The following is a 19,736-nucleotide window of genomic DNA, read 5'->3' on the forward strand; positions in this document are numbered from 1 at the left end:
GGTCATCTGTGATCGGCCTGGCTCAGAAACTGGCTCCCAGAGTGAGCAGATGGCGCCACTCCTTGCTGCTTTTGAGCTCGAAGCCCGGCAAGTGGATACGATAGTCTTGCCAGTCGAGCTCGCTTGACCAGGAGAGGCGCAGGTGATCGTTGAAGTAGTAGCGTACTCCCAGGTTGCCTTGCACTGTCTGCTCCCGGGTGATGTAGGACGAGGGCTGGTCCAGATAGCGCTTGTAGCCGCCCTTGCTGAACAACTCCAGCTTCTCCGACCAGAGGTCGACGGGTTGACGATAGTCCCAGCCAAGGCCCAGCAGGGGATAGTTGATGATCCTGTCGTTGAACAGGCTGATGATGAAGAGGGTGTTGAGGTCATCCGGCCTGGTGTATGAGCGCTCCAGCCCGGCCTGGCCGATCAGCTCCAGTCGCCGCCGCTTGTCGTTCCAGAACCGGTAGCCAGGGCCAGAGGAGTAGGCAAGGCTCATGTAGTCGGCTTCCAGCATGCGATATTCGAAGTCGACGGCTGAGCGCAGAAACCAGTTTTGGTCGAAGAAAAAGTCCAGCATGGGTTGGAGCCGGTACTCATGGCTGTTGGTGACGTTGTTGGCGGTCTCGTAGATGTACTCCCCGTCCAGCGTATAACGCCAGTCGAGGTTGGCCACCTCGGTGGATGCCTTCAGGTTGACGTTATTGGTCTTCTTGTCGTTGTGCTTGAGCTTGACGTTCAGATCGCCGCTGCCGCTCCACAGCCAGGCCTTCTGATCATCCGGCGTCAGGGCCAGCAGGGTAATGCCGCTCTTGACGGTCGGTTTCGGCTTGTCCTGCTTCTCGATGCGCCAGCGCTTGACCGCCTCGCGTTTGACGGTGACGGGCTCGCTGTAAGGGAGCGCGATGCGCACCTCCTCGTCACCTATCTCCTCTATGGTGCCGGTCAGCCGGTCACCGTTGTCCATCCAGAGGATGTCGGCCAGAGCCGCCGGGCTCAGCAGCAGGGCAAACAGGCAAAAAACGCGGTAGCTCATGAAGATCCTCGTGAACATGGTTGGCTATCAGCCGCTGACGGGACGGGGGATGCCGTTCTTGCTGTTGAGCGCGCTGGCGGCCTTGTCACCGTCGACTTCCGGCCTGGCGATGAAGGCCTGCGCCTCGGCGGAGAGGATCAGCGGGGCACCCTGCTCCAGCTCCAGTTCGGTGCGAGAGAGGGGAGAGTGAACCTCCAGCCAGTGGCGGCCATCGGGCTCGATGGCGGTCTTGACCGGCTGGTTGATCACCCGCACCTGAGTGCCGACGGGGACAATCTTGAACAGGGCCTCGATGTCGTCAGGGCGCAGTCGAATGCAGCCGGCACTGACCCGCAGGCCGACGCCGAAATCCTTGTTGGTGCCATGAATGAGATAGTCCCGCTTGCCATAGCCAAGGCGCATGGCGAACTTGCCGAGGGGGTTGTCTGGGCCGGGCGGCACGACCGCCGGCAGAGTGATCCCTTTTTGTTCCAGCCAGGATTTACGCACCATGGGGCCAGGTACCCAGGTCGGATTGGGGTTCTTGGCAATGATGGTGGTGGTCATTTCGGGGGTCTCCCGCCCTATGTCACCGATGCCGATGGGCAGCACCATCACCTCGTTCTTGCCCTTGGGGAAATAGTAGAGGCGCAGCTCCGGCAGATTGATCACTATGCCTTCGCGGGGCACGTCCGGCAGCAGCATCTGGGTCGGCAGGGTCAGCCGGGTGCCCGGCTTGGGCAAATAGGGGTCGACTCCCGGATTGGCTTCCAGCAGCGCCAAAAAACCAATCTGGGTGTGCTTGCCGATGAGCTCGAGATGTTCATCTGGCTGGACAATGTAGTCCTCCAGCTCGCCGATCAGGCGGCTGCCTGCCGGGGGCAGCGGATAGGTGGTAGCCAGGGCCGGAGCCGTCAGCAGGCTGGCGGTCAGTGCCAGCAATGAGAGGGTTCGTGCGATGAACATGTACTTCCTGTCTGATTGGATGAGGGGGCCGCACCGCGACCTCCCCGAGGAAAAAGGGGGAAATTGTCAGTCAAATACGCGCCGATTGCCAGCCTGACCGGCAAGGGGTGCAGCCGGGTCCCTGCACGGCAATTTGTCATGTTGACCCTGTCTTGCCTGTTTTTAATGCAAAGCCAAGCCATCTGCAATGAGCAGAGGAACGCTGACGGGAGAGGGGATGGCGGTTCAGCGCCATCGAATGCACGAGATGCAATGCAGGGGGCTGATCGCCCTGGATTGGGTACCAGTACCGGGAGCGACAGGCTCGGACGCCTGCTTGCCAGACATGCACTCACTTGCTGGTTTTGTGTGCAGTCGTTTGATCTTTAAAGAGATTCAAGTTGATTTCCAGAGGCGGCTCCGGTAACAATGAAGCCCCGTGGAGAGATGCCGGAGTGGCCGAACGGGATTGACTCGAAATCAATTGTGGCAGCAATGCCACCCAGGGTTCGAATCCCTGTCTCTCCGCCATTTTCAAGGCCCAAGCTGCCAGCCAGCTTGGGCCTTTTGCATGATGGGGATGCTAAGCGCAGATTGCTCCTCATCTCCTCATCTCCTCATCTCCTCATCGTTGCCAAGATTCTGGCTTTGTACTCGAGTCATGTCAGCTGGTTGAAATAGACAATGGTGGATAAATCCAGCGGAGTTTGCGCTCGCCACTGCTCAGCCCTGTGTGCTGGTTTGCTCACTCTCCCTCACCAGCTCGAGGAAGGCGCGCATGGCGGGGGTGATGCTGTGCTGGCGGGTGATGAAGGCGGTGTGGCCTATGTCGCGTTGCGGCGCCAGCGGCAGGCAGACCAGATCCGAGAGCTGGCTGGCGGATCGGGCGAGGCCGGCACTGACGATGGCCCAGCCCAGCCGGTGGCGCACGGCGCTCACCAGGTGAAACAGGGAGTCGGTTTCCAGTACCACGTCAAGCCGGATGCCGGCCCGCTCGGCGGCGCGGTCCAGGTACTTGCGAAACTGCATGGTGCGGCTGGGCAGTACCAGCGGCCGCTGCTGCAGTGCGGCCAGGGTCAGCTCGTCGCCGGGGAGGCGCTGATCCGCCTCGTCGCGGTTCATCAGCACCGCCATCTGGTTGTTGCCCTGGGGATAGAGGTGAAAAGTCTGTCTGGCGGCGCCGGTGAGCGGCTCGTCAAACCCCAGTCCGATGTCGCACTGGTGCAGCTCCAGCTGTGACAGCAGGGCTTCGTTGCTGAGTACCGAGAGACGAATGACGATGTCGGGGTAGCGCTGCTTGCAGCGGGTGATGAGCGGCATGATGTCGACATTGGACTGGGGCACGATGCCGATGCGCAGAGTGCCGGAGAGCTCGCCATGAAACAGCGCCAGCTCCTGCTTGAGCGCCTCCTGCTCCAGCAGCATCCGCTCGGCATACTGGCGCACCAGCTCGCCCGCTTCGGTGAGGGCGACGAACTGGCTGGTACGCACCACCAGATCGGTACCGAGGTTCTTCTCCAGCGCCGTGATGCTGGCTGAGAGGGTCGGCTGGGTGATGTGGCAGGCCTTGGCCGCCCTGGCAAAATGCTGGTGTTTGGCCAGTTCGTGGAAATAGTGCAGCTGCTTGATGTTCATGATCATTCGGGAGGCGAGGATGAACCTAAAAATTAATCAATTGAAAAAACGCCGTCAATAGAACAACTCTATTGCCATATAGATTTATTTCATTGGTTTTGCGTCTGCCGCCTCTCTAAACTTGAATGCAGTTTGCATTTTTAGGCCAACCTGCATGCCTGCCTACGCGCCCGTCGACATCCCCGTCAATTTGCCTGCCTCACTCTCACTGGATCATCTGGTGGAGGAGGTAGCCGTCGCCATCAACATCAATGGCATCAACCATGCGGTGATGATGGCGACCCCGGACGATCTCGATGACTTTGCCGTCGGCTTTCTGTTTGGCGAGGGGGTCATCCGGCACAACCACGAGATCCACGACATCCAGAGCGCGCCAGCCGAACAGGGTATTGTGCTGGACATCACTATCGCCAACCGCTCCCTGGCCGCCCTGGCCCGGCACAAGCGCCGGCTGACCGGGGCGACCGGTTGCGGCATCTGCGGCGTGGCGGCGGTGGAGCAGGCGCTGCCCGCACTGCCGGTGTTGCCGCTGACGCCGCCGCTGGATGGGGCCTTGCTGGCGGGGCTGCGTGCGCAGATTGCCCAGTGGCAGCTCAAGGGGCAGCAGCACGGCGCCCTGCATGCGGCGCTGGCGCTGGATGCCGAGGGCCGGATCCTGCACTGCCGGGAAGATATCGGGCGCCACAATGCCCTCGACAAGCTGATTGGCCTGCTGCTGCGCCAGCACAGTGGGTGCGACACCCTGGTGGTGACCAGCCGCTGCGGCAGCGAGCTGGTGCAAAAAGCCGCCCGTTTCGGTGCCCGTCATCTCATCTGTCTGGCATCGCCCAGTCAGCTGGCGGTCAGGCTGGCCCTCAAATACAACCTCAACGTCGTTCATATTCCCAAGTTTGATGCCCCGGTCAGCTACTCCAGTTATCGCCCGGCGGATCCCATCGGAGAGTGCCATGAGTCATATTGAAAAGCCCGCCAAAGCCGGCGGTTTTTCGTCCCTGCAATCCACCATGAAACAGGTGCTGCGCAGCCAGAAGACCCGTCAGAACATCAAGAACCTGTTGCGGGTCAACCAGACCGACGGCTTCGACTGCCCGGGCTGTGCCTGGGGGGACAACGACCACGGTACCTTCCAGTTCTGCGAGAACGGCGCCAAGGCGGTGGCCTGGGAATCCACCGGCAAGACGGTGGGGGCCGAGTTTTTCGCGGCCCACTCGGTGCGCCAGCTGGCCACCCAGAGCGACTACTGGCTCGAGTATCAGGGGCGGCTGACCGAGCCGATGCGCTACAACCCTGCGACCGATCACTACGAGCCGGTAAGCTGGGACGATGCCTTTGCCCTGATTGCCGACACCCTCAAGGGGCTGAATAGCCCGGACGAGGTGGAGTTCTACACCTCGGGGCGTGCCAGCAACGAGGCCTCCTATCTTTATCAGCTGTTTGGCCGCCTGTTCGGTACCAACAACTTCCCCGACTGCTCCAACATGTGCCATGAGGCGAGCGGGGTGGCGCTGATCCAGTCGGTCGGCATCGGCAAAGGCACTGTTGTGCTGGATGACTTCGACCAGGCCGATGCGGTGTTCGTCTATGGCCAGAATCCGGGTACCAACCATCCGCGCATGATGAATGCCCTGCGCCAGGCGGCGCGTGGCGGCTGCAAGATCGTCAGCTTCAACAACTTGAAAGAGGTGGCGCTGGAGCGTTTTGCCAGCCCGCAGAGCCCGCTCGAGCTGCTGACCCCGGCGGCCACCACCATCAGCCACCAATATCTGACGCCGAAACTGGGTGGCGACATGGCCGCCATGCGTGGCATGGCCAAGTACATCCTGGAAGAGGCGCCAGAGGCGGTGGATCGCGACTTCATCGCCCGCCACACCCGCCACTTTGCCGAGTACGAGGCACAGGTACGGGCTACTGACTGGGCAGCGATCGAGCAGCAGTCCGGCCTGACTCGCGCCGAGATCGTGCAGGCCGCCCGGGTCTTTGCCGCCAGCCAGCGCATCATAAGCTGCTGGGCCATGGGGGTGACCCAGCATCTGCATTCGGTCGATACCATCCGCGAAATCGTCAACCTGCACCTGATACGCGGCCAGATTGGCAAGCCGGGGGCGGGGCTCTGTCCGGTACGGGGCCACAGCAACGTGCAGGGCAACCGCACCATGGGGATCAACGAAAAGCCCACCGCCGCCTTTATCGACCGGCTCGAGCGTCACTTGCAGGTGAGCCTGCCACGGGCCGCAGGTCACAACGTTTACGAGGCGCTCAAGGCGCTGGACGAGGGCAAGAGCAAGGTGCTCATCTGCCTGGGTGGCAACCTGGCGGCAGCGGCGCCCGACACCGACTTCACCTACGGGGCGATGAAAAAGGCCGAGCTCAACGTGCAGATCAGCACCAAGCTCAACCGCAGCCATCTGCAGGTGGGCAAGGCGGCGCTGATCCTGCCCTGCCTCGGTCGCACCGAGCTCGATATCCAGCGCACGGGCAACCAGAAGATCACGGTGGAGGACACCTTCAGCATGGTGCACGCCTCGACCGGCGCGGCCGAGCCAGTGTCGCCCCTCTGCCTCTCCGAGACCGACATAGTGGCGCGGATGGCTCATGCCACCGTGGGCGGCGAGCGGGTCGACTGGCTGGCCCTGCGCGATGACTATGCGCGTATTCGCGATCTCATCGAGCAGACCATCGCCGGTTTTGCCGATTTCAATGCCCGCATCCAGCAGCCGTGCGGTTTTCATCTGGATAACTCCGCCGCCAAGCTGGTGTGGAACACCGCCAGCGGCCAGGCCGAGTTTCGTGCCAGCACCCTGCCGCACTCTGTGTTGCCGGAGTGTACCCGCCATGCCGAGCAGATGAGCGATCAGCCGGTGCTGCTGCTGCAGAGCCTGCGCTCCCACGATCAGTACAACACCACCATCTATGGCATGGATGACCGTTATCGCGGCATCAAGGGCCAGCGCAATGTGGTGTTCATGAACGAGGCGGATGCCCGCCAGCTTGGCTTTGCCGAAGGGGACAGGGTTGACATGGCTGCCATCTGCAACGACGGGCGCGAGCGCAGCGTGACCGGTTTTGTGGTGGTGATCTACGAGATCCCGCGCGGCAACATCGCAGCCTACTATCCGGAGACCAACCCGCTGGTGCCCATCGACAGCATAGGGGCGGGCTCGTTTACCCCGACCTCCAAGTCCATCCCGGTGCTGGTGACCGCCTCCAATCGGCAGGACAATCTGTTGCTGCTATGAGCTGAGAGGTTTGCAGGCTAGCCGGTTCAAGCAGGCCAGCCCCATGCAGCAGAGCCTGGACATCCTATAAACAACAACGCCGCATAAGCTATGCGGCGTTGTTGTTTTTCAGCTCTGGTGCCGGTAACAGGAGTCGAACCCGCGACCTTCGCATTACGAATGCGCTGCTCTACCAACTGAGCTATACCGGCGTGCCACTAGATTCCTGAAAACCCGGGGGCAAGTCAATGAGCTGCACTCGGTTTTATGAGTGAGCTCATGGAGTTACGGCCAATGTCAGAGGTCGGCGAACTCCGGAATATGGGCCCGGCCGCGGCTTTCGAGAAAATCGAGCAGGGCGCGGGGGGAGCGAGCCAGGATCCGCTCTTCTGGGAAGCCGGCCTCGGTCACCAGCCGGTGGCAGTGCTCGAAATCCCCGAGGCTGAAGGCCACGTGGGAGTCGGAGCCGAAGGTGAGGTAGGCACCCATGTCCCGCGCCGCCTCGACGATGGCGCGGCAGTTGCCTTCACTGCCCGGGCGGGAGTGGCTGAAGGAGGAGTTGTTGAGCTCCAGCGCCACCCGATACTCTGCCGCTGCCTTGACCACGGCCTGGATATCGATGGGGAAGGCGGGATTGCCGGGGTGGCTTATCATGTCGACCCGGCCGCTCTTGATGGCGTTGATCATGGCTTGGGTGTGGGTGGCCTGATCGCAGGGGGGGAACACTGGCTCGTGAAAGCCCGCCATGATCATGTCGAGCCGAGACTCGTAGCGCTCGGGGAAGTCGATCTCGCCATCGATGTTCTTGATGTTGGCTTCGATGCCGCGCAGGATGCCGACCCCGTCGACCACCCGTGGCAACACGTGCAGATTGACGAAGTGCCAGAAGTGGGGGGCATCCGCCATGTCGGGGCCATGATCCGTGGTGGCGAACAGCTTGATCCCCTTTGCCTTCGCGATGGGCAGGTAGTCGTGAATGGTGCTGTAGGCGTGGGTGCTGGCGACGGTGTGGGTGTGGGTATCGACCGTGTACTTCATCTTATCTTCCCCTCTGGCGTGAGGGGCCAGCATAGCAAAGGCGGCGGGTCGAGACCATGTCGTGGCTTGTCATACTTTGTCACAAATTGAGGGCAGGTTGACAAAGTTTGAACACGCTTGGCGGCCATGATGGATGTATCGATGAAAGCCTGAACTCGCATCGATGGGTTGGATCAGGATGGTGCAACCTCATTTCCCCGCCGTCGCGCCCTGCGACGGTTTTTTTTGCCCGTTTGCCAGCGTGCTGGGTGGCAGCAGGGTAAAAAAATGCCCAACTAGCATGGAGCAGGTTGGGCGAGACTTAATGTTTAATTGCAGTGGCATAGATATAGAGTCCGATTCGTCCGTGAAGTTCCCGCCTTGTTCCCCATTTTCAAGAAAAACATTTCACTAACATCAGTTCACATTCTCTTGACACAAAAGGTTGTGAAACGTACTTTTTAAACATTCGTTTAAGTGAGGTGTCCTGTGAGTAAAATCGATACCAAAAACCGCATTCTCGATGCCGCCGAGGTGTTGTTTGCCGAACGGGGGTTCGCCGATACCTCTTTGCGTCTGATCACCAGCGAGGCGGATGTCAACCTGGCCTCGGTGAACTATCACTTCGGCTCCAAGAAGGAGCTGATCCAGGCGGTGCTCGATCGCTATCTGAGCCTGTTCATGCCTGAACTGGATGCACGCCTGCATACCCTGATGGCGCAGGAGCAGCTGACCTTGCTGCAGGTGTTCGAGAGTTTCGTCGACCCGCTGATGAAGCTGGTGGCGGTGCGCACCAACGGTCCGGCCATCTTCATGCAGCTGCTGGGACGCGGCTACATCGACAGCCAGGGCCACCTGCGCCGCTTCATCACCGCCCATTACGGCCCCATTTTGCAGCGGATCACCCAGGCCATCTCCAAGGCCAACCCTGAGTTGTCGCCGGCGGATCTGTTCTGGCGGCTGCACTTCACCCTGGGCACCGTCGTGTTCACCATGGCTTCGGCCGATGCGCTGCGCGACATCGCCCAAGCCGATTTCGGCCAGCAGCTCGATGTGGAGGGGCTGGTACGAAACGTCATTCCTTATCTGGCGTCCGGTGTCGGGGCGCCCGTGGAGTCGACCAGGCTCTCCCTGGCCGTGTAACAACCAACAATAAATCAACGGAAACAGTGAAATAGAAGGAACTTGAGTATGATCACATTGCTTATCCTGCTGGTGCTGGCGATAGCCGTCGTGCTCGGCGTGCCCTCCATCCGTAAAAAGGTGGTCACCCGCCCGGTGTTCGGCATCTTCAAGAAGATACTGCCGCCCTTGTCTGCCACCGAGCGGGAGGCCATGGAAGCTGGCTCCGTCTGGTGGGATGGCGAGTTGTTTCGCGGCAACCCTGACTGGAAAAAACTGCACGGCTACGGCAAGGCCGAGCTGACGGCAGAGGAGCAGGCCTTCATCGACAATCAGGTCGAAACCCTGCTCGCCATGGTCGACGACTTCAAGATCGTCAACGAAACCAAAGACCTGCCGGAGCCGGTCTGGGACTATCTGAAGAAGGAAGGCTTCTTCTCCCTGATCATCCCGAAATCCTACGGCGGCCGTGAGTTCTCTGCGATTGCCAACTCCACCATCGTTACCCGCATCGCCACCAAGAGCCTGAGCGTGGCAGTCACCGTCATGGTGCCGAACTCCCTCGGCCCAGGCGAGCTGCTGATGCACTACGGCACCCAGGCCCAGAAGGACTTCTGGCTGCCGGGGCTGGCCAACGGCAAGGAAGTGCCCTGCTTCGCCCTGACCGGGCCGGAAGCGGGCTCCGACGCCGGCGCCATCCCGGACAAGGGGATCGTCTGCAAGGGGATGCACAAGGGTGAAGAGGTGCTGGGTATTCGCCTCAACTGGAACAAGCGCTACATCACTCTGGCCCCCCGTGCCACCGTGCTGGGGCTGGCGTTCAAACTCTATGACCCGGAAAAACTGCTGGGTGACAAGGAAGAGCTGGGTATCACCTGCGCGCTCATCCCCACCAGCCACCCCGGCGTGCGCGTCGGCGATCGCCACTACCCCATGGGGCTGGCGTTCTTGAACGGCCCGACCTTTGGTAAGGATGTGTTCATTCCGCTCGACTGGATCATCGGTGGTCCGGATTACGCCGGTCGCGGCTGGCGCATGCTGGTGGAATGCCTCTCCGCCGGTCGTGGCATCTCGCTGCCTGCCCTTGGCACCGCTTGCGGTCACATGGCGAGCCGCACCGTGGGGGCCTACTCCTACGTGCGCAAACAGTTCGGCATGTCCATCGGCAAGTTTGAAGGGGTGCAGGAAGCGCTGGCTCGCATCGGCGGCCTCACCTATCAGCTGGAAGGGGCCCGTCGCATGACCGCCGGCTCCCTGGACTTGGGTCAGGCACCGGCCATCGTCACCGCGATTTCCAAGTACCACATGACCGAGATGGCGCGCCAGATCATGGATGACTCCATGGACATCCACGCTGGCCGTGCCATCCAGCTCGGCCCGAAAAACTACACCGGCTACGCCTACATGGGCATTCCGGTGGCGATCACGGTGGAAGGGGCCAACATCCTGACCCGCAACCTGATGATCTTTGGGCAAGGGGCCACCCGCTGCCACCCGTACGTCTTTGCCGAGCTGGAAGCGGCGGCTGACACCGACGTGGAGCGCGGCCTCGAGAAGTTTGACGCCCTGCTGATGAAGCACATCGCCTTCGGCGCCGGCAACTTCTTCGGTTCCCTGTTCCAGGGGCTGACCCTTGGCCAGTTCAACAGCGCGCCGGTAACCGGTGAAACCGCCCGCTACTACAAGCAGCTCTCTCGCATGAGTAAAGGGCTGGCCCTGTGCGCCGACGTCTCCATGCTGATGCTGGGTGGCGATCTCAAGCGCAAGGAGATGATCTCCGCCCGTCTGGGTGACGTGCTGAGTCACCTCTACCTGGCCTCTGCCACCCTCAAGCACTACGAGGATCAGGGCCGCATGGTCTCCGATCTGCCATTCGTGCAGTACGCGGTGGAACGCAACCTCTACCTGATTGGCAAGGCGTTCGAGGGCTTCTTCCAGAACTTCCCGAACAAGGTGGTGGGTGCCGTGCTCAAGCGGGTGGTGTTCCCGTTCGGCGTGGGTTACAAGATGCCGGCCGACGATCGTTGCCACGCCATCTGCCTGGCCATGATGAAGCCGGGTGAGTTCCGCGACCGTCTGACCGCGCTCTGCTATGTGGGCAAGGACGAGGCGGATCCGGTCGGTCTGATGGAGCGCGCTTTCCAGGCCATGGTCTCGGTGCAGCCCTACGAGAAGAAGCTGGTGCAGGCCCAGAAAGAGGGCAAGCTGCCCCGCAAACTGGCGTTGCCGGAGCTGGTTGCTGCTGCCCTGTCCCAATCCATCCTGAGCAAGGACGAGGCGGACAAGCTGCTGGCCGCCGATGCCCTGCGCTACGAAGCCATTCAGGTAGACAACTTCGCCCCGGGCGAGCTGGAGGGGTTATCCCAGAAAAATCCGGTGGTGCACGCCGCCTGAGAGAGCACTCGCTCCTGAATCTGAAACCGGCCAATATGGCCGGTTTTTTTGTTTGTTAACCATGCATTTACAACCTCGATTAATTCCAGTTTAATGCAATGGCCCCCCACCCTTGGGGCAGGAAGCAAGGCCAGCGGAATGGCCGACAACAACAAACTCAGGAAGAGTGAATGAACCTCGCCAAAACGGCGATCGAACGTCCCATCTGGGTGGCGGTCTCGATCGTGCTGATTTTTCTGCTGGGCCTGCTCAGCATCCGGGGGCTGCCGATCCAGCTGTTTCCCGACATCGATCGCCCGCACCTCAACATCTCGGTGGACTGGCGCTCGGCCTCACCCCAGGAGATGGAGTCGGAGATAACCGACCCCATCGAGCAGGAGATGCAGGGGGTGCAGGGGCTCAAGAATCTCACCAGCAACAGCTTCCCCGGCTTCACCGAGATCGATCTGGAGTTTGCCCTCGGCACCGACATGCAGCGGGCCCAGCTTGACGTCATCTCCCGCCTGAACCGGGTCTCCGGCCTGCCGGACAAGATTGGCGGTCCCTACGTCAACAACTACAGCAGCAACGACACCCTCACCTTTTTCTTCATCCAGCAGCTGCCCGGCGCCAAGGGGCCGATCGACGATCACCAGGCGCTGATCGAGGCGCGGATAAAACCCGAGCTGGAGCGGATCCCCGGGGTGTCGACGGTCGACATCCAGGGGATCAACGAGCGCCAGATCCAGATCCGCTTCGACCCCTACCGCGCCGCCGAGCTGGGGGTGGAGATCCCGGTGCTGGCCAGCCGGGCCAGCACCGGCTGGGACGTCTCCGCCGGCACCCTCGACATCGGCCGCTGGGAGTACAAGCTGCGCTTTGCCGGCCGCTACGACGTGGCGACCCTGGGAGACAAGGTGGTGGACTGGCGCGACGGCCTGCCCATCTATCTGCGGGACGTGGCGGAGATCCAGCTGGCCCGGGAGGAGAATCCGGTGCTGCGCATTCAAAATGGCAACACCGCCATCGCCGCCCAGATCTTCAAGGAGAGCGGGGCCAACGCCCTGGCGGCGCTGGAGGCGATCAAGCTCAAGGTGGGCGAGCTCAACCGCGAGGTGCTGGAGCCGGTCGGCCTGCACATGGAGCAGTCGTTCGACGCCTCTCTCTATATCAACCGGGCGGTGAGCATGGTGACCGCCAACCTGGGACTCGGCGTGCTGCTCTCCTGCGCCATCCTCTGGGTCTTTCTGCGCCGGCTCAAGGCGACCCTGATGATCGCGATCGCCATCCCCATCAGCATCATGCTCACCTTCTGTCTGCTCAAGGTGCTGGGACGCACCCTCAACGTCATCTCGCTGGCGGGCATCGCCTTTGCGGTCGGTATGGTGCTCGATGCCGCCATCGTGGTGCTGGAGAGCATCTACCGGCGCCACGAGCGGGGGGATCTGAGCAAGGCGGAGGCGGCGCTGGACGGCACCAGTCGGGTGTGGACCGCGCTGGTGGCCTCCACCCTGACCACGGTCGCCATCTTCCTGCCGGTGCTGCTGCTCAACGACGTGGAGGGGCAGCTGTTTGCAGACCTTGCGCTGACCATCGCCTGCGCCGTCACCGTCTCCATGCTGGTGGCGGTGACCGTGCTGCCGGCGGTGGCGGCGCGCTGGATGGGGCGCGAGCGGCTGACTGACCCCTATGAGGCGCTGTGGCAGGGTACCACCCGCCACGTGATCCGCTGGACTGCGACGCCCCGCCGGCGCTGGATCGTCATCACCCTGATGATGAGTCTGCCGGCGCTGGCGACCTGGGCCCTGCTGCCGAAGATGGACTACCTGCCGGACGTGAAGCGTGACGCGGTGGATGTCTGGATGAACTTCACCCCGGGCTTCAACCTCAAGGCCCAGCGCGAGGAGGTGATCGACACGCTCATCGCCAGGCTGGATCCCTATATGAAGGGGGAGCAGGAGCCGGCCCTCAAGAACTACTACATATTGCGCTACCCGGGCGGCGCCCAGATCGGGGTGCGGCCGAAAGAGGAGGACCAGATCAAGGTGCTGGAGCAGCTGCTGATGAAGCAGTTGCTGGTGGGCATCCCCGACACCCAGGTGTTTGGCGGTCAGGGGTCGCTGTTCGGCGGCTTTGACAGCGAGAACGGTATCTCCCTGTTGCTGCAGGGAGGTGATCTGGTTGAGCTCTATCGGGCGGCGCGGGCCGCCATGGCCATCGTCAAGCAGGATCTGCCGGGGGCCCAGGTCAGGCCGCAGCCGGATCTCGATTTCACCGCCCCCGAGCTGCGGTTGGTGCCGCAGGACAGGCGCCTCGCCGAGGTGGGTTGGGATCGTACCCCCATGCCCGCCATCATCCAGACCTTCGGCGACGGGTTGCGGGTTGGCGAGTATTTCGACGGGGAGGAGCGGCTCGACATCATGCTGATGGGGCAGACCTCCGCCAACCCGGACGAACTCAAGGCGGTGCCGCTGGCGACCCCGTCCGGGCGCATCGTGCCGCTCGGCGAGCTGCTGCGGGTGGAGCACGACATGGGGCCGGCCAGCATCTTTCGGGCTGACGGGCGGCGCAGCATCAGCCTGCAGATCTCGCCCCCGGCGGGGATGAGCATGGAGCAGGTGCTGGACACCCTGCAGAGCAAGAGTTTTGCCGCCATCCGGCCACTGCTGCCCGCCGGCGGCGAGCTGCGGGTCTCCGGCAATGCCGACAGTCTGCAGCAGGCGCTCGGCAACCTGGGGGCCATCTTCCTGTTTGCGGTGATGATCCTGCTGATCCTGTTGTGGGGGGTCTTTGCCTCCCTCAAGGATGCCGTGCTGGTGCTGCTCACCCTGCCGCTTGCCACCGTCGGCGGTGTGTTGGCGCTGCACCTGAGCGGCCTGCTGGTGCCGTTGCCGATGGATCTGCTGACCATCATCGGTTTCGTCATCCTGCTGGGGCTGGTGGTCAACAACGCCATCCTGCTGGTGCACCAGACCCGCACGGCGGAGCGGGAGGGGATGAGCCGCCAGCAGGCGGTGGCCGATGCCCTGCAAAGCCGGATGCGTCCCATCGCCATGACCAGCCTCACCAGCATCTTCGGCATGCTGCCGCTGATGCTGAGCCCGAGCGAGGGCAGCGAAATCTACCGGGGGCTGGCCACCGTCATCGTTGGCGGCATGAGTTGCAGCACCCTGTTTACCCTGGTCCTGCTGCCCGCCTTCCTGCGGCTGGGTGAGCGGGTCGACGTGCCGCAGGCCATTCGGCAGCGGGCCTGAGCAAGGAGCTCAACGATGACACACGGTTTTACAAGGATGGTTGTGGGCGCGGCGCTGCTGGCGGGGGGCGTGTTCCCCGCGCTGGCACAGGGCAAGATGGTGACCCTGGCGGACGTGACCCGGGGGGAGGCTGCGGCCAGCATCTGGGTCAGCGGTACGGTGGCGAGCCGCCAGCAGGCGGCGCTCAGCGCCGAGGTGAGCGGCCGGGTGGAGTGGATCGCCGAGTTCGGCAGCCGGGTCAGCAAGGGGGATGAGCTGCTGCGCCTCGACAGCGCGGCGCTGCGGCTCTCGCTGGAGCAGGCCCAGGCCGAGCAGGCCAAGTGGGAGAGCAACGTGCGCTTCGCCCGCGCAGAGTTTGGCCGGCTGGCGACCCTGCATCGCCAGAAGAGCGCCTCCCAGAGCCAGTATGACAAGGCGCGCTACGACGTGGAGCAGGCTGAACTGGCCGAGCGGTTGGCGCGGGTGCAGGTGCGCCAGATTGAGGAGCAGCTGCGCAGAAGCCACATCTTCGCGCCGTTCGACGGGGTGGTGAACAACCACTTTATCCAGCCGGGGGAACATGTGGATGCCGGCGAGCAGGCGCTGGAGCTGGTCAACCCCGATCAGCCCGACATCCGCCTGCAGGCCCCCATCGTCTGGGCCGGCCAGCTGGCGCCCCAGACCCGGCTGCGGGTGGAAGGGGATCAGCTCAGCGGCCACGGGGTCTACTACCAGCGGGCGGCCAGCGCCGATCCCAAGTCGCGCCTCATCGAACTGCGCCTCAAGCCGGAGGGGGGTCGCTTCATCATCGGCTCGCCGGTGCGGGTGGCGCTGCCGCTGGCGGAGCAGCAGACCATGCTGCTGCCGCGCGATGCCCTGGTGCTCAACACCGAGGGGAGTGTGGTCTATCAGGTGGAGCAGCACGGCGAGGAGCTCAAGGTAAACCGGGTGCCGGTCACCGTGCTGTTCGGCGACAGCCGGCAGGTGGCGGTGAGCGGGGCGCTCAAGCAGGGTGACAGGGTGGTGGTGCGTGGCGCCGGCAGCCTGCAGGATGGCGACAAGGTGGAGCTGTTTCGCGGCTGATCCAGCTTGGTTACCATGAAAAACGGCTCCCGCGGGAGCCGTTTTTGTTGCAGGCAGGAGGGGCGATTACTCGACCATCATCACCTTGCAGGTGTTGGTACTGCCGACGGTTTCCATCTTGTCGCCGTGGGTCAGCAACACCATGTCGCCGCTTTGCAGCAGTCCCTTGGCCTTGAGCACGTCCAGCGCGTCGCGGCACACTTCGTAGACCGGCTTGGTCTCGTCGCCGTCAAACAGCACAGGGGTGACGCCGCGGTAGAGATTGGTCCAGGCCAGGGTCTTGTTGTGCGGCGACAGGGCGAAGATCGGCAGGCCGGAGCTGATGCGGGACATCAGCAGCGGGGTGGTGCCCGACTCGGTCAGCGCCACGATTGCCTTGACCCCTTCCAGGTGGTTGGCCGCATACATGGTGGACATGGCAACCGCCTCTTCCACCGAGGTGAAGGTGTAGCTCATGCGGTGGTTGGAGACGTTCAGGCTCGGATGCTTTTCGGCGCCCACGCAGACGCTGGCCATGGAGGTCACTGTCTCGATGGGGAACTGGCCGGCGGCGGTCTCGGCGGAGAGCATCACCGCATCGGTCCCGTCCAGCACGGCGTTGGCTACGTCCATCACTTCGGCACGGGTCGGCAGCGGCGCATTGATCATCGACTCCATCATCTGGGTCGCGGTGATGACCACCCGGTTCAGGCGACGGGAGTGGCGAATGAGCTTCTTCTGCACGCCGACCAGCTCGGGATCGCCGATTTCGACGCCAAGGTCACCACGGGCCACCATGACGGCATCGGAGCCGAGGATGATGTCTTCCATCGCCTCGTCGGTGGCGACGGTTTCGGCGCGCTCGACCTTGGCCACGATCTTGGCGTTGGAGCCGGCTTCGCGGGCCAGCTCGCGGGCGTAACGCAGGTCATCGCCGCAACGGGGGAAGGAGACGGCCAGGTAGTCCACGTTCATGCGGGCGGCGGTCTTGATGTCTTCCTTGTCCTTCTCGGTCAGGGCCGGGGCGGAGAGGCCGCCACCTTTCTTGTTGATGCCCTTGTTGTTGGAGAGCGGACCAGCCACGGTGACCGTGGTGTGGATGCGGGTGCCTTCGACCTGCTCCACTTTCAGTTGCACGCGGCCGTCGTCCAGCAGCAGGATGTCGCCGGGCACCACGTCATTGGGCAGGCTCTTGTAGTCGATGCCGACCTGCTCCTGGCAGCCTTCACCCTTGCCGAGGGCGGCGTCGAGGATGAATTTGTCGCCGATGGCCAGATAGATCTTGCCGTCCTTGAAGGTGGAAACGCGGATCTTGGGGCCCTGCAGGTCGCCCATGATGGCGACGTGACGGCCCAGCTTGGCGGCGATGTCACGCACCTGGTTGGCGCGCAGGATGTGGTCTTCAGCAGTGCCGTGGGAGAAGTTCATCCGCACCATGTCGGCACCGGCACGGATGATCCCCTCGAGGATCCCTTCGCGATCGGTGGCCGGACCGAGTGTGGTTACAATCTTTGTACGTCTTGGCATGAAAGACTCCAGTTTTGAAGTTGATATGACTTGAGATACTGCCCCGTCAAGCGCATGACCCATTGCACCCGCTTGCAAGCCATCTGGGTGGCTTTTGTTACTAAATTACAATACTACACCAAGGAAGGTGGCAGAGACAGCCGGGGGCCGGGGCCCCCGTTGTTCACGAAGAGTGGGGTGTATCAAAGCGGGATTCGCGCAAACCTTCTTTGACTTTCTTCAGGTTTTCGCGAAATTTCATGCCGCGGCGCAGGGTGAAACCGGTCGCCAGCACGTCCACCAGGGCGAGCTGGGCGATGCGCGAAGCCATCGGCATGTAGACGTCGGTGTCTTCCGGCACGTCCATGGAGAGCACCAGGTTGCACTCGCGCGCCAGCGGGGAGTCCTTGGCGGTCATGCCGATGACGGTGGCGTCGTTTTCACGGGCCAGTGCGGCAATCTCCACCAGCGCCTTGGTGCGGCCGGTGTGGGAGATGAGCACCACCACGTCCCCTTCGCTGCTGTTGATGCAGCTCATGCGCATCATGACGATGTCGTCGAAGCTCACCACCGGGATGTTGAAGCGGAAGAACTTGTTCTGGGCATCGCGGGCGACAGCGGAGGAGGCCCCAAGGCCGAAGAAGCTGATCTTCTTGGATTGGGTCAGGATGTCGACGCAGCGATTGATGGCCGAGATATCCAGGCTGTTCTTGGCGGCATCGAGGCAGGCCATGGTGGATTCGAAGATCTTGGCGGTATAGGTATCGGGCCCGTCTTCTGCCTCCACGTGGCGGTTCACATAGGGCGTGCCGTTGGCCAGGCTCTGGGCCAGATGCAGTTTGAAATCAGGAAAGCCCTTGGTATCGAGCCGGCGACAGAAACGGTTGACGGTCGGTTCACTGACATCAGCCATCTTGGCGAGGGTAGCGATACTGGAGTGGATGGCCGTCTGTGGGGAGGCCAGGATGACCTCGGCGACTTTACGCTCTGATTTACTGAAACTTTCCAAATTATTAGTAATTTTATCAAGGGTATTCATCATCACCACCAGGCGTTTTTGTAATTTAGCTTCAGTGTCTTTGCACTAAATTCATGGCTAAGCAGGTTTCCAATCAACTTGATGACTATACAAGACAAGCTCTTATCGAAACTAATCTCGGCCCTGCAAAGTATGACTCATGTCTAATTATTTCGTTGTTTTGGTTACAAACTTCCAGTCATTCCGTGAAAGCGCTTACAAATGTTGCAAAGCAACAACACTGTGAGCGGGCGCACAGTTGCACCCATCAAACGCGCCGCAAGGGGAGGGGCTCGGGTAGAATTGGCACCAAATAATAAGTGCGGGACGGTAACGGCCGCCCCGACCCCAGTAACGAAGGAGTTGTTTTATGCAGCATACCCATGCGCTGGTCGGCGACGTAGGCGGCACCAATGCCCGGTTGGCCCTGTGCGAGCTGGCAACCGGCACCATTTCCCAGGCCAAGACCTATTCCGGGCTGGCCCATCCCACTCTCGAAGCCGTGGTTCGCCTCTATCTGGATGAGCACAAGGTGCAGGTGAGCGAAGCCTGCATCGCCATCGCCTGCCCCATCAACGGCGACTGGGTCGCCATGACCAACCACAGCTGGGAGTTCTCCATCAGCGAGATGCAGGCCAATCTGGGGCTGACCCGGCTGCAGGTGATCAACGATTTTACCGCCGTCTCCATGGCGGTGCCGGTGCTGGGGGAGAGCGATCGCATCCAGCTGGGTGGCGCGGCCCCTGTGGCCGGCAAGCCCATCGCCATCTACGGGGCCGGTACCGGCCTTGGCGTCGCCCACCTGGTGCAGGCGGGTGAGCAGTGGCTGAGCCTGCCGGGCGAGGGCGGTCACGTGGATTTTGCCGCCAACAGCGAAGAGGAGGATGCGGTGCTGCAGGTGATGCGCGCCGAGCTGGGCCACGTCTCGGCCGAGCGGCTGCTCTCCGGCCCCGGCCTCGTCAACATCTACCGCGGTCTGGTGAAGTCAGATGGCCGCGAGCCGCAGGCGTTCGAACCCAAGGACATCACCGAGCGCGCGCTGGCGGGCGAGTGCCTGGACTGCCGTCGCACCTTGAGCCTGTTCTGCGTGCTGATGGGCCGTTTTGCCGGCAACCTGGCGCTCAACATGGGCACCTTCGGCGGCGTCTACATCGCCGGTGGCATAGTGCCGCGCTTCCAGGAGTTCTTCATTGGCTCGGGTTTTCGGGTGGCCTTCGAAGACAAGGGACGTTTCAAATCCTACCTCAAGGATATCCCGGTCTTCCTCATCACCCATGAAGGGCCGGGCCTGCTCGGTGCCGGTGCCTATCTGCGCCAGTCGCTGGGCATCAAGTTGTAAGCAACGGCAGGGCGGGTGACGCAATGGACATGGTTCAGCCTTGATTCAGTGACCGTGGCGTAGAGTGTCCCTACGTACTCAAGAAGAGAGGGCGCCATAAGGAATTGGGACTTCTCTTCATCCGCTGGGTGCGTTTGTCACCTGACAAGCCTGAACTGTTTCACCGGCCCTTGCGGCCGGTTTTTTTATGCCCGCCGTTTACTGCCGGCCTGTTTTGCTGGCGATGGCGGCAGCCGGGTCTGTGTGAGGTGGCGGGGCCACAATGCAGTGCGCC

General features: G+C 62.2%; 13 protein-coding genes and 2 tRNA genes. 8 read left to right on the forward strand and 7 right to left on the reverse strand.

What is annotated here, in order from left to right; all coding sequences use genetic code 11:
- Nucleotides 1-22: 22 nt before the first annotated feature.
- A complete protein-coding gene (locus tag AB5Y95_RS13895; protein WP_368161426.1) occupies nt 23-1,018 on the reverse strand; it encodes a DUF481 domain-containing protein in 996 nt (331 codons plus the stop codon).
- 27 nt (nt 1,019-1,045) lie between these two features.
- On the reverse strand, nt 1,046-1,963 hold the full coding sequence (locus AB5Y95_RS13900) for a L,D-transpeptidase family protein (protein ID WP_005298681.1): 918 nt from the start codon (nt 1,961-1,963) through the stop codon (nt 1,046-1,048).
- Between the two features lie 420 nt (nt 1,964-2,383).
- On the opposite strand from AB5Y95_RS13900, the gene AB5Y95_RS13905 reads away from it, so the two are divergent.
- Nucleotides 2,384-2,473, forward strand: a tRNA-Ser gene (locus AB5Y95_RS13905).
- Nucleotides 2,474-2,665: 192 nt separating this feature from the next.
- Here the strand turns inward: AB5Y95_RS13905 and AB5Y95_RS13910 are convergent.
- Nucleotides 2,666-3,583, reverse strand: a complete 918-nt coding sequence (locus tag AB5Y95_RS13910) for a LysR family transcriptional regulator (RefSeq protein ID WP_368161427.1) — start codon at nt 3,581-3,583, stop codon at nt 2,666-2,668.
- 148 nt (nt 3,584-3,731) lie between these two features.
- Between AB5Y95_RS13910 and fdhD the strand changes: the two genes are divergently transcribed.
- Nucleotides 3,732-4,538: a formate dehydrogenase accessory sulfurtransferase FdhD gene (gene fdhD, locus AB5Y95_RS13915; RefSeq protein WP_368161428.1), complete on the forward strand. Its 807-nt coding sequence runs from the start codon at nt 3,732-3,734 to the stop codon at nt 4,536-4,538.
- Nucleotides 4,525-6,813, forward strand: a complete 2,289-nt coding sequence (locus tag AB5Y95_RS13920; protein ID WP_368161429.1) for an FdhF/YdeP family oxidoreductase — start codon at nt 4,525-4,527, stop codon at nt 6,811-6,813. The genes fdhD and AB5Y95_RS13920 overlap by 14 nt, the downstream gene beginning before the upstream one ends.
- Before the next feature lie 115 nt (nt 6,814-6,928).
- Here the strand turns inward: AB5Y95_RS13920 and AB5Y95_RS13925 are convergent.
- Both AB5Y95_RS13925 and AB5Y95_RS13930 read right to left on the reverse strand, forming a co-directional pair.
- A tRNA-Thr gene (locus AB5Y95_RS13925) sits at nt 6,929-7,004 on the reverse strand.
- Nucleotides 7,005-7,089: 85 nt separating this feature from the next.
- Nucleotides 7,090-7,830 carry a phosphatase gene (locus AB5Y95_RS13930; RefSeq protein ID WP_010634652.1) on the reverse strand — a complete coding sequence of 247 codons (741 nt, stop codon included), beginning with the start codon at nt 7,828-7,830 and terminating at the stop codon, nt 7,090-7,092.
- 468 nt (nt 7,831-8,298) lie between these two features.
- On the opposite strand from AB5Y95_RS13930, the gene AB5Y95_RS13935 reads away from it, so the two are divergent.
- The 4 genes from AB5Y95_RS13935 (at nt 8,299) to AB5Y95_RS13950 (ending at nt 15,620) form a co-directional block, all read left to right on the forward strand.
- Nucleotides 8,299-8,952 carry a TetR/AcrR family transcriptional regulator gene (locus AB5Y95_RS13935; RefSeq protein ID WP_005298722.1) on the forward strand — a complete coding sequence of 218 codons (654 nt, stop codon included), beginning with the start codon at nt 8,299-8,301 and terminating at the stop codon, nt 8,950-8,952.
- A 48-nt stretch (nt 8,953-9,000) separates the two neighbouring features.
- Nucleotides 9,001-11,325, forward strand: a complete 2,325-nt coding sequence (locus tag AB5Y95_RS13940; protein WP_368161430.1) for an acyl-CoA dehydrogenase — start codon at nt 9,001-9,003, stop codon at nt 11,323-11,325.
- Between the two features lie 170 nt (nt 11,326-11,495).
- The gene (locus AB5Y95_RS13945) at nt 11,496-14,558 is read left to right on the forward strand and encodes an efflux RND transporter permease subunit (protein ID WP_065018229.1); all 3,063 of its coding nucleotides are present in this window, start codon (nt 11,496-11,498) and stop codon (nt 14,556-14,558) included.
- Between the two features lie 15 nt (nt 14,559-14,573).
- Nucleotides 14,574-15,620, forward strand: coding sequence for an efflux RND transporter periplasmic adaptor subunit (locus AB5Y95_RS13950; protein WP_017766576.1), 1,047 nt, complete (start codon nt 14,574-14,576; stop codon nt 15,618-15,620).
- Nucleotides 15,621-15,686: 66 nt separating this feature from the next.
- On the opposite strand, the gene pyk is transcribed toward AB5Y95_RS13950, so the two are convergent.
- On the reverse strand, nt 15,687-17,126 hold the full coding sequence (gene pyk / locus AB5Y95_RS13955; protein ID WP_005298729.1) for a pyruvate kinase: 1,440 nt from the start codon (nt 17,124-17,126) through the stop codon (nt 15,687-15,689).
- 163 nt (nt 17,127-17,289) lie between these two features.
- Nucleotides 17,290-18,144 carry a MurR/RpiR family transcriptional regulator gene (locus tag AB5Y95_RS13960; RefSeq protein ID WP_005298732.1) on the reverse strand — a complete coding sequence of 285 codons (855 nt, stop codon included), beginning with the start codon at nt 18,142-18,144 and terminating at the stop codon, nt 17,290-17,292.
- A gap of 349 nt (nt 18,145-18,493) precedes the next feature.
- On the opposite strand from AB5Y95_RS13960, the gene glk reads away from it, so the two are divergent.
- The gene (glk, locus tag AB5Y95_RS13965) at nt 18,494-19,462 is read left to right on the forward strand and encodes a glucokinase (protein WP_260750715.1); all 969 of its coding nucleotides are present in this window, start codon (nt 18,494-18,496) and stop codon (nt 19,460-19,462) included.
- Nucleotides 19,463-19,736 lie beyond the last annotated feature (274 nt).

This window comes from Aeromonas sp. R5-3 (assembly GCF_040908225.1).
In the GTDB taxonomy this organism is placed as follows: Bacteria; Pseudomonadota; Gammaproteobacteria; order Enterobacterales; family Aeromonadaceae; genus Aeromonas; species Aeromonas dhakensis.